The following is a 13,818-nucleotide window of genomic DNA, read 5'->3' as shown; positions in this document are numbered from 1 at the left end:
CTGCCCGGAAAGATGGCGAGACAGGTCGGCTTCACTGATCGTAACTGGTCAGGTACCACAGCGGGTATCTCAGGTCACCAGCACACGGCGTCGTTCCGGCGCCGCCTGAGGTGCTACGGAAGGTCACTCATCCTTCAGTTCCTGGCGCCTCTGATCGAGCGTCGTCAGCGCTCTCTCGCTGACCAGGGGGTTGGGATCCTGAACCAAACGTTCAAGCGCCTGAGCTGGCGTTGACTGGTTGTCCGCCACGTGCGCGCGGACCATGACGGTGTCATCGTTGGCCAGCTGGGCCAGGACATCGCCTGGCGTACTCCGATTACCGGCCACATGGTCGCGGAGATTTCGGTTGCCGGCCGCCTGCACCAGCTTCTCCGGTGGCGTGCTCGGGTTCCGTAGCGCCCATGCCTGGACACCGCGGTCCGCGTCCTCTGCAAGCTGAGCGAGCAGCTCCGCGGGCGTCCGCCAGTTGCTGGCCGCCCAGAGGCGCTTCTTCGGGTCGGCGCTCAGTCCCCAGGTCCGGAGATCGAGTGCGTTGGCCGGCACTTCGGTGAGGACGAAGTCGGGCCGTGCCGGGCTCGGTGTGGTGCGTTCCACCAGGAACGTCACTTCGCCCAGCCGCACGTCCCGGGGTGAAAGAAACTCCAGCTGTATCACCCGTGTCTGCGCTCGTGCCTCGTCGCGCAGCACCATTCCCGGCTGAACCTTGCCGGCGAGCGTCTTCCCACTGACGAGCAGCCCGTCCCGGTAGGCGTGATCCCTTACCTCGGTGACAAGGAATGAGGTTTCCGTGGATGTCGAACTCATAGTGTCGGTCCAAACGAGATCAGTATTGGCAACGACTGTTTGACGGCCTCAAGAAGGCTAGTACCTTGTCAACTGGCTTAGGTAATGGGCGTGGCGGATCTTCGAATAGACGGCGAAGTGACTTTTGGTCACAGCTCCATGTGGCGAACGGCAACTCCAACTCGACCGGGCGGGTCGTGGTCGATGGAGCCGCGACTACGCGGTGTTGGGTGTCCAAGGCTGTCCCTCGGTAAGCATGACGAGGGCTTCGAAGAAGTGTATGCCGTGTTTCGCTGCGGTGGACAGGTAGCTTCGGATCGCGCAGAACTGTTGGGCGCCGGTGAGGGTGCGTAGGCACCCGGACACTTTCTGCCGCAGCTTGATCATGCGGATGTCGCGTTCGGATCCGTTGTTGTCGGCCGTGATCGTCCAGTCGGTGGTGCTGCATCGCGACGAGAGCGTCGCCGGCCTGGCCGGCCCAGCACCATTCGCCGGTCGGGCCGCAGTTCGTGACGGCCTGCAGTTCCCGCTGAGCGTGAGCGCAGCAAAGCTGATGGTCAGGGGCGAGGTAGGTGTCGTACGGCGCCCACGCGTCGTGCACCGCGACGCCGTGAAAGCCGCCGCGAACGCCAAGGTCGTCGATACCCGCGGTGCCGCGTCGGGGGTGGCAGCGACCAGGGTGTATTTGTCGGTGCGGGCGCAGTGCACCCGGCGCACCCGGTGCAGCCGGCCCACCCGCCGACAGTGGGGTGCCGAACAGTTCGGCGAGCGCCTGCGCGGTGCGCTGTTTGGACAAGAACTGCCCGACGTAGAGGTAGACGACGACCGCGGCGATACGCGGTCCGTACTGGACCGGGGCGTCCACCCCGGCCGGCGCGGTGGCGCGGGTGCGGTGCCCGCACTCGCACTCCCGCTCGATGAGCTGATGCTCGGTCACCTCGATCTTCACCGGTGGCAGGTCGAAGGACTGGCGCCGTTCGACGGCGGTGATCGGGCGACCCGACAGCGACCGCCCGCAATCGCCGCACGGCCCAGGTTCGCGGGGCGGCCTCATGGTCGGGCCGATCCACCTGCCGCAGTGTGTTGCCGTCATGGCCGGGCTGCCCGCCCGGCTCGGTGGGTCTTCCCCCGAAGCGACCGGGTCTTCGGCGCGGGCTTGGCCAACCCGTCCGAGGACGGCGGCTTGCTGGAGTTCCCGGAATTCGCGGCCAGCCGCGCCTCCAACTCCGCGATCCGTGTCTGCGCCCGCTCCAACTCCGCACGAACAGCGGTCAACTCCGCACGAAGCGACACGACCAGCGCGGCAAGCACCTCAGCCGAGGGCGGAGCAGGTCATCCGACACAACCGGACACTACGCCCCGGACATCGCAATCCCCGACACCGCACCGAATCCTGAGCGTCCATCGCAACTCGGACTACAAACAACGATCTCCGAGACCTGACCAGTTACCACTGATCATGCCGACGAGCCGGTGGTTGGTGATCAGCTTGATGCGCACGCCGAGATAGCGAGTTCACCACCCGCAAGCGGGCTACGGAGTCGAAGGTCCTCATGTCGATGGACGACGGACTCTCCCCCAGCATTCCGCCGGCCTTGATGGTGGTAGTGAGAGTGGGTGATTTTATGATCACGTTGAGCATCATCAAGGCGGACACCGGTGGGTTCGTCGGTCATTCGGCCGTTCATCCGGACATGATGGCGGCAGCCCACCACGCGGTGGATCGGGCCGTACGGAGCGAGCTGTTGATCGACGGCCACGTCGCCTCCTGCGGCGACGACGTCTCGTTGATCATGACGCATCGTTATGGCGTCGACAGCGAACTGATCCATTCCTTCGCGTGGGATACGTTCCAGACGACCACGGGCGTGGCCCGTGAGCTCGGCTTGTACGGCGCGGGTCAGGACCTGCTGTCGGACGCGTTCTCCGGCAACCTGCGCGGCATGGGACCCGGCTATGCGGAACTGGAGTTCGACGAACGGCCCTCTGAACCGGTCGTGTGCTTCCTGGCCGACAAGACCGAGCCGGGAGCGTGGAACTACCCGCTGTACAAGATGTTCGCCGACCCGTTCAACACCGCGGGGTTGGTGATCGACGCGAAGATGCATGCCGGGTTCGTCTTCGAGGTCTATGACCTGTTCGAGGAGAAGTGGATCTGTTTCGACTGCCCGGCCGAGCTGTACGACATGCTGATGTACATCGGCGCGCCGGCCCGGTACGTCGTGCACAGCGTCCACTCCAAGACGCTCGGCGAGACCGCCGCGGCCACGAGCACGCAGCGGCTGTCGCTGATCGCCGGCAAGTACGTCGGCAAGGACGACCCGGTGATGATCGTACGGGCCCAGTCCGGGCTGCCGGCCCTCGGCGAGGTCCTGGAGCCGTTCGCGTTCCCGTTCACCGTGGGTGGCAGTATGCGCGGTTCCCACCATGCGCCGTTCATGCCGGTATCTGTCGGCCACGCGCACCCGGCACGGTTCGACGGACCGCCGCGGGTCGTGGCGCTGGGCTTCCAGATCCATGACGGTCGGCTGGTCGGGCCACGTGACCTGTTCGCCGATCCGTCCTTCGACGAGGCCCGCCACCAGGCTAACCTCGCCATGGACTACCTGCGCAGGCACGGCCCCTTCGAGCCGCACCGGCTCCCGCTGGAGGACCTGGAATACACCACGATGCCGCAGATCCAAGCCCGCATCGCCAACCGCTGGACGCCACTGCCGTCCCCGCCCGTGCCCGCGACGGCAGGCCGGCCCGCGTCCGCGGGAGCCGCGAAGAGCTGACGGCGCATGCGCGGCGGCGGCGCTCAGGCGTGTGAAAGGTGGTTCCCATGGCCAATCTTGGCGTGGCTATCGTCCGCCAGTACGAGCGGGGGGTTGTGTTCCGGCTCGGCAAGGTGCGGAACGTTCGCGAGCCCGGTCTGCGGTTCATGATCCCACTGGTGGACCGGATGCGGAAGGTGAGCATGCGCACGGTCACCATGCCGATCCAGTCGCAGCAGATCATCACCAGGGACAACGTCTCGATCGGCGTCGCGGCAGTGGCCTACTTCCGCCGGGTGGACCCGGTGAAGTCGATCGTGGAGATCGAGAATGTCCAGGTCGCGGTCGGGCAGATCGCGCAGACCACCGTCCGGAACGTGGTCGGTCGTTCCCTGCTGGACCAGGTGCTGACCGATACCGAGAGCCTGAACGAGTCGATCAAGGACATCCTGGAACGCATCACGCGGCAGTGGGGCGTGTACGTGCTGCTCGTGGAGCTGAAGGACATCGAGCTGCCGACGCCCATGCAACGGGCGATGGCACGGCAGGCCGAGGCGGAACGGGAGAAGAGAGCGAAGATCATCGCGGCGGAAGGCGAAGCGCTCAGCGCGGACAGGCTCGCCGAAGCCGCAGACGTCATCGCCGACCATCCCGTCGCTCTGCAACTGCGGAACCTGCAGATCCTCGGAGAGATCGCCGTGGAGAAGAACTCCACAATCGTCTTCCCGGCCCAGTTCCTCGACAGCGTACGGGCGGTGTCCCAGTTCATCGAGCGGGAAGCCCGCAAGGCAGGTATCGATCATCCGCTCGAACGCGGCCACGACGCCGAATCCCCGAGCCGGCCCGCAGCGGCCGTCCGGTAGGCGCCCCGGCCGAAGGGAGATGACGGGTGGACGATCTCGACGGCAGGCGTCCGGTGGTGGTCGGATACGACGGATCACCGGGAGCGGAACAGGCATTGCGCTGGGGGGCCGAGGAGGCGCAGCTGCGTGATCTGCCGCTCGTGCTCTGCCACGCCTGGCATTGGCCCTATCCGTTCCATCCGCTTGCGCGGGAAATTCTGGATCAGGTCGAGAACGTCGGCGCCACCGTCCTGGCAGCCGGCGTGGACCGTGTCCACGAGCTCACCGAAAGGCTGGAGGTCCGAACCCACCTGGCGAAGGGGACGTCCGCGGCGGTGATACTGGAGGCCGCTCGGGACGCGGAACTGGTCGTCCTGGGCTCACGGGGGCACGGCGGTTTCGAGGATCTCCAAGTCGGATCGGGTGCCATGCAGGTTCCCGCACACACGGACCGGCCCGTCATCGTGGTGCGCCCGACCCTGCCCCCCACCCGCCAGAACGGCGTACGGGTCACGGTCGGCGTGGACGGCTCCCCCGCGAGCCAGGCAGCCCTGGCCTTCGCCTTCGCCGAGGCCGAACTGCGCGGTGGCTCGGTCACGGCACTGTGCGCCTGGTGGGACACCTCGGCGTTGCCAGGGCCGAATCGCCTGCCGTTCACCGACACCGAGACCATGCGGTACGCGGCCAAGGAACGCTTCGAGGAATGCCTGCAGCCCTGGACAACGCGCTATCCGGAGGTCGCGGTCACGACCGAGTTCATGAACGAACGGCCGCAGAGGGCGGTGAACGAGATGGCGAGGGGCGCGGTCCTGCTCGTACTCGGGAGTCGCGGGGTCGGCGCGGTGCCGGCGAATCGTCTGGGACCGGTGACACAGGCCGCGCTGTTCGCGGCTCCGTGTCCGGTCGCAGTAACGCCGCCCCGATGACCCGCCCGCCCCAGGAGCGCCTGTTCAGCCGTATTCGGGGAGGAAACGTGAAGGCCAAGGTAGGAGACTGGCTGGTGATCGAGGGCACCAATCTGGGCGACCGACGCCGATCAGGGCTCATCGTCGCCCTGCGTCATGCGGACGGTACACCTCCGTATGTCGTGCGCTGGCTCGATGATGACCACGAGTCATTGGTGTTCCCCGGACCTACCGCCCGCATCGAACACCGAGAGCATCTCCAAGCACCGAACGGATAACTAAATACGCTCACGGTACCGGCTGCTGAGGCACCGGCTCCAGACGGAACAAAGACGGTGTCACTGCCGAAGTTTTTTGGCACGGTTCCTTTTCGCCGGCAAGAGCGGCGATCAGATCTGTGGCGGTGAGCAGGCCGACGAGCCGGCCGTCATCGTTGACAACAGGAACGACATCTGTCTCCCCATGCAACATCCTATGGGCCGCGATGGCTATCGGATCGTCTGGGTTCACGCCGGGCGGCGGCGCCCCTGTCAGCAGATCCTTAACTGGGTGCCGCACTTGGTCCGGGCCACCGACCGGCCAGTTCCTGGCGAGAGTTTCCGTCATTAGAATGCCGACGCAGTGCCCGTCGGAATCGATCACAGGGAGATGATGGTAATGGCCTTGTGTCATGAGTTCCCAAGCCATGAGGATAGACTCGTCGGGAGTGACAGCAAGCACCGAGGTTGACATCATTTCGGCTACCGAGCGTTTCTCGAGCGTCGTCATGCCGCCTCCAACCGTTCGTCAACGTCGTGTCCGCGAAGTGGATGCCGCCGCTCAGCGATCATCGCGATGACCATTCCTTCCGCCGTACATGAAATGTACGCATACGCGTCCGAGCCCTGACAGGGCCCTTGGTCCTCATCCCCAGGGCACCGATCGTCGATCGAGTCGGCCTTCGGCGAGTCTCGATGGTGCCGCATCGGTCGCCGCGGGACCTTTGGCCTCTGCCGGGCAGGGCGGCGGCGCGGTGCGATGGGATTCTGGAGGTGATCGGCATGCTGGTGCGTGAGGTGATGACCACCCCGGTGGTGACCCTCCCGGCGGAGCAGACGGTGAAGCAGGCCGTCCACGTGCTGTACGAGCGTGACATCACGGCCGCGCCGGTGCTGGACGACGAAGATCGGATGGTCGGGATCGTCAGTGAAATGGATCTGCTGCGTGGGCAGTTCGAGGCCGATCCGCGTGCCTATGCCCGTCCCGCCGCCGCGCCGGAGTCGCCACCGCCGGCGATCGTCGCCGAGGTCATGACGCCGAACGTGCGGACCGTACGCGAGAACGACGATGTTCTGGATCTCGTCGAGCTGATGATGACGACCGGGGTGAAGAGCGTTCCCGTCATGAGCGGCTCTGAGCTGGCCGGCATTGTCAGCCGACGCGATCTGATGGGCATCCTGGCGTACGGCGACGAACGGATCCGCGACGACGTGGTCGCGGCTCTTCGGGACCTGTCGGCCGAGACGATCACCGCGCGTGTGGCCGTGCACGACGGCATCGTCGAGCTGTCCGGGGACGCCGATGAGCGGTCGGCGCGGATCGCCGACGTCATCGCCCGGACCGTTCCCGGAGTCGTCCGCGTCGTGCATCCACGGTGACGGCGGAGGTTATGGCTCGGCGCCCGCCATGTCGCGGTTCAGTTCGTCGATCACGCCGACGACCCCATCCGTGGCGGCGGCCAGCCGTACGACGATCGGGATCAGATCTTTTTGCCGCATCGTGCCGCCAAGGGTGACCACGCCGTGACGGACGTAGACCGAGACCTGTGTGGGGTCGGCCAGGGCGAAGACCTCGTGCCGGACCTCGTCGCGGATCTCCTCGTCGGTACGGGTGAAGACGCTCAGCAGGTCGCGGCGGCTGACGATCCCGACGAGACGGTTCTGATCGTCGGTCACGGGCATGCGTTTGATCCGGTGGGCGTCCAGCAGCCGAGCCGCCTCCACGATCGTCGCCTCGGGATGGACAGTGATCGCCGGTGAGCTCATCAGGTCTTCGGCGGTCAACGCCTGAGCCTTCGCCCACGACCGGTCACGGCGTCGGCCGAGCCGGCGCCGCTTCCCGCCGTTCTTGTGTTCCTCCTTGGCGAGCAGATCGGACTCGGAGACGACACCGGCCACGCGATGGCCCTCATCGATCACCGGCATCGCCGTGATACCGCGTTTGATCATGACCTGGACGATGTCCTTGAAGCACGCGCCTCGGTACGCGCTCACGACCGCCTTGGTCATCACGTCCTTCACGGTTCGGCGCCTCATATGGGTTCCCTCCTAGGCACTCAACCGGACGATAGGCGGCCGTCGCGCCGCCGGGCATGAGGCCGAAGTCCTGTCCGGAAGGACCGACAGCGCATCCCGGCCGTGGCCGAAGGTCCCGGCGCCGCCCGATCGGGGCATATCGGTCTCGTGGCCGAGGAACTCACTCTCATAGGGGTCGGGGCGATGAACTCGCCCCGGTATCGGCCTGCCGGGCTCCTGGTGACCCATGAGCGCCACCGGGTCATGCTGGACGGTGGAGGCGCGAGCGTGCCCGCCCCGCCGGTGGACCTCTGGCTGGTCTGCGATGCCCGCGCGGAGCTGCTGCCGCAGATCCGGCGGTACGGCCGCGGGCTGAACGTGGAGCCTGTGATCAAGGACTTCCGCGCGGGTGGTCTGGTGGTCCAGCCGCTGCCGGTGGTCCACACCTCGCACCCCACGTTCGGTTACCTGATTCAGGTGAGCGGGCGGCGTGTGGTGTGGGCGCCGGAGTTCTGGGAGTTCCCGGGGTGGGCGCGAGGAGCCGATCTGATGTTCGCGGACGCCGCGGGATGGCGGCGGCCGATCCGGTTCGCCCGCGGGGTCGGCGGCCACGCGGCGGTCTCGGCGACCGCGGACCAGGCGCGCCGGCATGGCGTGGGACGGCTGGTCTTCGCGCACATCGGCCGGCCGGCGATTCGCGCGATCGACGCGGGCCAGGAACCCCCGTACGGGGAGTGGGGAGTCGAGGGCCGCGTCTACCGCCCCTGACGCGGCCGGCCGCAAGGACCTTCGGTGTCTGAGGCGACGCCGAACGGCCCTGGCGTGCGGAAGCGACGTCGGTGAACGTGGATGTCGAATGATGAAACGGAGGCATCGCCGTGGAGTTCGAGCCGATCCGTAAACAGGGGGCATCGGGATCACCGCCGAATCTGGCCGACTATGAGGCGGCCAGGCGGGAGTTCTCCTGGGAGCGGGCCCGGGGAGAGTTGTCCGGGCTGCCGGGCGGTCGTGGGCTCAACATCGCCCATGAAGCCGTCGACCGGCATGCGCTGGGCTCGGGCGGAAACGTTGTGGCATTGCGCTGTGTGGGCTACAACGACCGTGTCACGGAACTGACGTATGAGGATCTTCGTCGGCTGACCAATCGATTCGCGAACGCCTTGTGTGCCCTGGGTATCGGTCCCGGTGACCGGGTGTTCACCCTGCTCGGCCGCGTACCCGAGCTGTACGTGACGGTCCTGGGGACGTTGAAGAACCTCAGTGTGCTGGCGCCGTTGTTCTCGGCGTTCGGGCCCGAGCCGATCTGTGAGCGGCTCCGGCTCGGTGACGCCAGAGTTCTGGTGACGAGCGAGGAACTGTACCGGCGGAAGATCGCCGCAATCCGGGATCGGCTGCCCGGGCTGAAGCACGTCCTGGTCGTCGGGGAGACCGCGCCGGAGGGCGCCCTGTCCTTCCACGCGACGCTGGCCGCGTGCAGCGACGGCTTCGACATCCCGGACACCGATCCAGACGACATGGCGCTGTTGCACTTCACCAGCGGTACGACGGGCCGGCCGAAGGCCGCCGTGCACGTCCACGAGGCCGTCGTGGCGCATCACGCCACGGCGCGTTTCGCTCTCGACCTGCATCCGGGCGATGTGTTCTGGTGTACGGCTGATCCAGGTTGGGTGACCGGCATGTCCTACGGCGTCATCGCGCCGCTCGTGTGCGGGCTGACGATGGTGACCGATGCGGGCGAGTTCGATGCGCGCCGCTGGTACCGCGTGCTGGCCGAGCACAGGGTGACGGTCTGGTACACCGCACCCACCGCGATCCGGATGCTGATGAGGCACGGCGCGGAGGTCGCCAAGGCCTACGACCTGTCGGCCCTACGGTTCGTCGCGAGTGTCGGTGAGCCGCTCAATCCCGAGGCGGTCGTCTGGGGGCAGGAGGCGCTGGGCCTGCCGGTCCACGACAACTGGTGGCAGACCGAGACCGGCGCGATCATGATCAGCAACTTCGCGGGAATGGACATCCGGCCGGGCTCGATGGGCCGTCCGCTGCCCGGGATCGAGGCCGCCGTGCTCGAACGCGGCCCGAACGGCCGGGCTCGCGTGACGCGAGGTCGGGTCCAAGTGATCGATCGTGGCGAGGGCGAGCTGGCGCTGCGCCCGGGATGGCCGTCGATGTTCCGGGGCTACCTGCACGAGGAGGAGCGGTATGCCAAGACGTTCGCCGGCGGCTGGTACCTCACCGGCGACGTCGCCAGGATCGACGAGGACGGCTACTTCTGGTTCGTCGCACGCGCGGACGATGTGATCAAGTCGGCGGGCCACCTGATCGGCCCGTTCGAAGTCGAGAGCACGCTGATGGAACATCCCGCAGTGGCCGAGGCGGGCGTCATCGGCAAGCCCGATCCAGTGGCAGGGGAGATCGTCAAGGCCTTCGTCACGCTCAAACCGGGCCATGAGCCGAGCCCGGAGCTGCGACGTGAGCTGATCGCGTTCGGCCGTCGGCGGCTCGGCGCCGTGGCGGCCCGGGAGATCACGTTCGACCAGAACCTGCCGCACACGCGTAGCGGCAAGGTGATGCGCCGCCTGCTGAAGGCCCGGGAGCTGGGCCTGCCTGAGGGCGACGTGTCGACGCTTGAGAGATCGTCATGACTCGCGCCAAGAACGCCCTGGCCGAACATCGCCGGGAACTGTTGCGCCAGATGTTGCGCATCCGCCGCTTCGAGGAGAAGTGCGTGGAGCTGTACAGCGCGGCCAAGATCCGCGGTTTCCTCCACCTGTACATCGGCGAGGAAGCCGTGGCGGTCGGCGCGTTGCAGGCGCTCACTCCCGGGGACAACGTGGTCTCCACGTACCGGGAACACGGCCACGCGCTGGTCCGCGGCATACCCGCCTCATCGATCATGGCCGAGATGTACGGCCGGGTGAACGGCTGCAGCCACGGCCGGGGCGGATCGATGCACCTGTTCGACACCGAGCGGCGCTTCTACGGAGGCAACGCGATCGTCGGCGGCGGTCTGCCGCTGGCGATCGGCCTGGCACTGGCCGACCGGATGCGCGGTGAGCAGCGCGTGACCGCGTGCTTCTTCGGCGACGGCGCGGTCGCCGAAGGCGAATTCCACGAATGCCTCAACCTGGCCGCGCTGTGGGAGCTGCCCGTCCTGTTCTGCTGCGAGAACAACCTGTACGCCATGGGCACCGCGCTGAGGATCGAACACAAGCAGACCGACCTCGCGATGCGGGCCTCGACGTACGAGATGCCTGCCTGGCCCGTCGACGGCATGGACGTCCTCGCCGTCGAGGAGGCGGCCTCGCACGCCGCCGAGGCCGTACGTGAAGGAGGCGGCCCCCACTTCCTGGAGCTGCGCACCTACCGGTTCCGCGCCCACTCGATGTACGACCCCGACCGCTACCGGGACAAGACGGAGATCGAGGAGTGGAAGCGTCACGACCCGATCGACGCGCTGGTGCGGCAGGAGAAGATCTCCAGCGACGAGATGACCGTGATCGACAAGGAGGTGGCCGGCGAGATCTCCGATGCGATCGAATTCGCCGAGGCGGGAGAGCTGGAGCCGGTCGAGAGCCTGACCCGCTTCGTCTACAGCCCGGGCTCCCCGGGAGGCGGGCCATCGTGAACGAGCCGGTGAAGACCACCTATCGGGAGGCCATGCGCGAGGCGCTACGCGAGGCGCTACGGCAGGATGACCGTGTCTTCCTCATGGGCGAGGACGTCGGACTCTACGGCGGATGTTTCGCGGTGAGCCTCGGCCTGCTCGAGGAGTTCGGCCCGGACCGGATCCGGGACACCCCGCTGTCGGAATCGGCCTTCGTCGGCGCCGGAATCGGCGCGGCCATCGCGGGAATGCGGCCGATCGTCGAGATCATGACGGTCAACTTCAGCCTGCTCGCCCTCGACCAGATCCTCAACAACGCGGCCACACTGCTCCACATGTCCGGTGGGCAGATCGGGGTGCCGCTGGTGATCCGCATGACCACCGGCGCGGGCCGCCAGCTCGCCGCCCAGCACTCCCACAGCCTCGAAGGCTGGTACGCGCACATTCCGGGCCTGCGGATCGTGGCTCCGGCGACACTTGAGGACGCCCGCGGCATGCTGGGGACCGCGCTGGAGGATCCCGATCCCGTACTGATCTTCGAGCACGGCGGGCTCTACAACACCTCCGGCGAACTGGCGGCGGACGCGGGAGCCGTCGACATCGCTCGTGCGGCGGTACGCCGTCCCGGTTCACACGTCAGCGTCATCACCTACGGCGGCACCCTCGGCAAAGCGCTGATGGCCGCCGAGGAGCTGTCCGGTGACGGGATCGAGGCCGAAGTCATCGATCTGCGCACGCTGCGGCCGCTCGACGACGAGACGATCATGGACTCGGTCCGGCGGACGCATCGCGTCGTGCTCGTCGACGAGGGCTGGCGTTCGGGCAGCCTGTCGGCGGAGATCACCGCCCGGATCGCCGAACAGGCCTTCTATGACCTGGACGCGCCGATCGAGCGTGCCTGCACCGCCGAGGTCCCCATCCCGTACGCCAAACACCTGGAAGACGCGGCGATCCCCCAGGTGGAGAACGTCCTCGCCGCCGTACGGCGGGCGGTGGGCGACGGTGGCTGAGTTCCGCATGCCCTCTCTCGGCGCCGATATGGACGCGGGCACCGTGTCACAGTGGCTCGTCCGGCCGGGTGACCACGTATCCAAGGGCGACATCGTCGCGGTCGTTGAGACCGACAAGTCCACCGTCGAGGTCGAATGCTTCGACACCGGCACGGTCGGTGAGCTTCTCATCGAACCGGGACAACGCGTTCCCGTCGGCACCGTCCTGGCCACCATCAGCACCGAGCAACCCGCCGCGACGCCGGCCGGCCGGCCCGTCGAACGACCCACCGGCGCCGGCCGCGAACCCCCGCCCGCAGCCCCCGCCCCTCCAGCGGAAACCGAGCCTCCGCACGTCGAGTCACCGCTCGTGCGACGCCTCGCCCACCGGCACAATGTCTCGCTCAGCAGCATCCGGGGCACCGGTCCATCTGGTGTGATCACCCGCGAGGACGTCGAGCGCGCCGCCGCCGGCCCCACACGCATCAAGGCCTCTCCCCTCGCCCGCCGCCTGGCCGCCGAACTCGGCACGGACTTGGCCACCGTACGCGGCACCGGCATCGGCGGCGCCGTACGAGCCGAAGACGTCCGAAGGACGGCCGAACGGCCCGCAGAAGCCGTGCCCGCCGAGATCACTCCAGCGGCACCGCCGGAACCCGCACCAGTCGTCGCCGTGCCGCCGTCCAAGCCGGTCGACGCGGAGGAGCGGCAGGCCGACATGCGCCAGGCGATCGCCCGCGCCATGGCCAGATCCAAACGCGAGATCCCGCACTACTACCTGGGCAACACCATCGACCTGACGTACGCCCTGGAATGGATGCACGAGCACAACCGGCGCCTACCGGTCCGCGAGCGGCTCATCCCATCCGCGCTACTGCTCAAGGCGGCCGCCGTGGCGCTGCGGGAGTTTCCGCGGCTTAACGGTTTCTGGGCCGCCGGGGGCTTCGTACCCGGCGACGGCGTACACCTGGGCGTGGCGATCTCGCTGCGTGGCGGCGGGCTGATGGCACCGGCCATTCGGGACGCCGACCAGCTGAGCCTCACCGAACTCATGGCGGCCCTGCGCGACCTGGTGAGCCGTACCCGGTCCGGGCGGCTCCGCGGGTCGGAGCTGACCAACGCCACCATCACCGTCACCAACCTGGGCGACCAGGGCGTCGAGTTCGTCCACGGCGTGATCTACCCACCGCAGGTCGCACTGGTCGGCTTCGGCACCACCGTGGAACGACCCTGTGCGGTCGACGGGCTCATCGGCGTCCGCCCGATGGTCACCGCCACCCTCGCGGCCGACCATCGCGCCACCGACGGATACACCGGCGGTCGCTACCTGCAGGCCGTCGCCCGGCTGCTGCAACGACCCGAGGAGCTGTGATGACACCCGACGAAGCACGGAAAATGATCAAAAAGACCCTCCAGGAGATCGCGCCGGGGCCCGCGCTCGACGAACTCGAGGCCGACGATGACCTGCGTGAACGCCTGGAGCTCGACTCCCTGGACTTCCTCAACTTCGTCGAGGCCCTCAGCGACCGCGCCGGCCGCCGCATCGACGAGGACGACTACCCAGAACTGGTCACTATCGAGACTGCGGCTAAATTTCTCTGCACCCGCGAGTAGGCGCCATCGCCGATCCCCCGCCGGGCGAAAGCCCATCTGGCATCCAGCCTGC

Annotated in this window: 16 protein-coding genes and 1 pseudogene; 11 read left to right on the top strand and 6 right to left on the bottom strand. The window is 67.5% G+C overall.

Annotation, left to right across the window (positions count from 1 at the left end; genetic code table 11):
* Positions 1-123: 123 nt before the first annotated feature.
* The 4 genes and pseudogenes from OG417_RS25425 to OG417_RS25415 form a co-directional block, all read right to left on the bottom strand.
* Positions 124-804: a hypothetical protein gene (locus OG417_RS25425; RefSeq protein ID WP_329260980.1), complete on the bottom strand. Its 681-nt coding sequence runs from the start codon at positions 802-804 to the stop codon at positions 124-126.
* Positions 805-999: 195 nt separating this feature from the next.
* Complete coding sequence (locus tag OG417_RS54425; RefSeq protein ID WP_442875762.1) at positions 1,000-1,209, bottom strand: IS66 family transposase; 210 nt, start codon at positions 1,207-1,209, stop codon at positions 1,000-1,002.
* A 72-nt stretch (positions 1,210-1,281) separates the two neighbouring features.
* Positions 1,282-1,837 (bottom strand): annotated as a pseudogene (locus OG417_RS54420) (IS66 family transposase); the annotation flags it as partial.
* Between the two features lie 35 nt (positions 1,838-1,872).
* Complete coding sequence (locus tag OG417_RS25415; protein ID WP_442875728.1) at positions 1,873-2,076, bottom strand: DUF6444 domain-containing protein; 204 nt, start codon at positions 2,074-2,076, stop codon at positions 1,873-1,875.
* 260 nt (positions 2,077-2,336) lie between these two features.
* On the opposite strand from OG417_RS25415, the gene fbp reads away from it, so the two are divergent.
* The 4 genes from fbp to OG417_RS25395 are packed head-to-tail and all read left to right on the top strand — an operon-like array spanning position 2,337 to position 5,564.
* Positions 2,337-3,560, top strand: coding sequence for a fructose-1,6-bisphosphate aldolase/phosphatase (gene fbp / locus OG417_RS25410; RefSeq protein WP_329260974.1), 1,224 nt, complete (start codon positions 2,337-2,339; stop codon positions 3,558-3,560).
* A 47-nt stretch (positions 3,561-3,607) separates the two neighbouring features.
* Positions 3,608-4,402: a slipin family protein gene (locus tag OG417_RS25405; protein ID WP_329260970.1), complete on the top strand. Its 795-nt coding sequence runs from the start codon at positions 3,608-3,610 to the stop codon at positions 4,400-4,402.
* A gap of 26 nt (positions 4,403-4,428) precedes the next feature.
* Entirely contained in the window at positions 4,429-5,307 is an 879-nt protein-coding gene (locus OG417_RS25400) for a universal stress protein (RefSeq protein WP_329260967.1), read from the top strand.
* A gap of 47 nt (positions 5,308-5,354) precedes the next feature.
* Positions 5,355-5,564, top strand: coding sequence for a DUF1918 domain-containing protein (locus tag OG417_RS25395; protein WP_329260964.1), 210 nt, complete (start codon positions 5,355-5,357; stop codon positions 5,562-5,564).
* Between the two features lie 10 nt (positions 5,565-5,574).
* Here OG417_RS25395 and OG417_RS25390 read toward each other — a convergent pair whose 3' ends face one another.
* A complete protein-coding gene (locus tag OG417_RS25390) occupies positions 5,575-6,054 on the bottom strand; it encodes a CBS domain-containing protein (protein ID WP_329260962.1) in 480 nt (159 codons plus the stop codon).
* 272 nt (positions 6,055-6,326) lie between these two features.
* Between OG417_RS25390 and OG417_RS25385 the strand changes: the two genes are divergently transcribed.
* The gene (locus OG417_RS25385; RefSeq protein WP_329260959.1) at positions 6,327-6,923 is read left to right on the top strand and encodes a CBS domain-containing protein; all 597 of its coding nucleotides are present in this window, start codon (positions 6,327-6,329) and stop codon (positions 6,921-6,923) included.
* 9 nt (positions 6,924-6,932) lie between these two features.
* Here the strand turns inward: OG417_RS25385 and OG417_RS25380 are convergent, their stop codons facing one another.
* Complete coding sequence (locus tag OG417_RS25380; RefSeq protein WP_329249032.1) at positions 6,933-7,580, bottom strand: CBS domain-containing protein; 648 nt, start codon at positions 7,578-7,580, stop codon at positions 6,933-6,935.
* Between the two features lie 183 nt (positions 7,581-7,763).
* Between OG417_RS25380 and OG417_RS25375 the strand changes: the two genes are divergently transcribed.
* The 6 genes from OG417_RS25375 to OG417_RS25350 all read left to right on the top strand — a co-directional run bounded on the left by OG417_RS25375 (position 7,764) and on the right by OG417_RS25350 (position 13,766).
* Positions 7,764-8,327: an MBL fold metallo-hydrolase gene (locus tag OG417_RS25375; RefSeq protein WP_329260955.1), complete on the top strand. Its 564-nt coding sequence runs from the start codon at positions 7,764-7,766 to the stop codon at positions 8,325-8,327.
* A gap of 110 nt (positions 8,328-8,437) precedes the next feature.
* Positions 8,438-10,201 (top strand): acetate--CoA ligase, encoded by a 1,764-nt coding sequence (acsA, locus tag OG417_RS25370; protein ID WP_329260952.1) that lies wholly within the window; start codon positions 8,438-8,440, stop codon positions 10,199-10,201.
* Positions 10,198-11,184: a pyruvate dehydrogenase (acetyl-transferring) E1 component subunit alpha gene (pdhA, locus tag OG417_RS25365; RefSeq protein ID WP_329260949.1), complete on the top strand. Its 987-nt coding sequence runs from the start codon at positions 10,198-10,200 to the stop codon at positions 11,182-11,184. The genes acsA and pdhA overlap by 4 nt, the downstream gene beginning before the upstream one ends.
* On the top strand, positions 11,181-12,173 hold the full coding sequence (locus OG417_RS25360) for an alpha-ketoacid dehydrogenase subunit beta (RefSeq protein WP_329260946.1): 993 nt from the start codon (positions 11,181-11,183) through the stop codon (positions 12,171-12,173). The genes pdhA and OG417_RS25360 overlap by 4 nt, the downstream gene beginning before the upstream one ends.
* A complete protein-coding gene (locus tag OG417_RS25355) occupies positions 12,166-13,524 on the top strand; it encodes a dihydrolipoamide acetyltransferase family protein (RefSeq protein WP_329260943.1) in 1,359 nt (452 codons plus the stop codon). Before OG417_RS25360 ends, OG417_RS25355 begins: the two co-directional genes overlap by 8 nt.
* Positions 13,524-13,766 (top strand): acyl carrier protein, encoded by a 243-nt coding sequence (locus tag OG417_RS25350; RefSeq protein WP_329260940.1) that lies wholly within the window; start codon positions 13,524-13,526, stop codon positions 13,764-13,766. Before OG417_RS25355 ends, OG417_RS25350 begins: the two co-directional genes overlap by 1 nt.
* Positions 13,767-13,818 lie beyond the last annotated feature (52 nt).

The sequence above is a fragment of the Actinoallomurus sp. NBC_01490 genome, from assembly GCF_036227085.1.
In the GTDB taxonomy this organism is placed as follows: domain Bacteria; phylum Actinomycetota; class Actinomycetes; order Streptosporangiales; family Streptosporangiaceae; genus Actinoallomurus; species Actinoallomurus oryzae.
The sequence above is the reverse complement of the archived record's forward strand: the minus strand, read 5'-3'. Positions and strand labels throughout refer to the sequence as shown.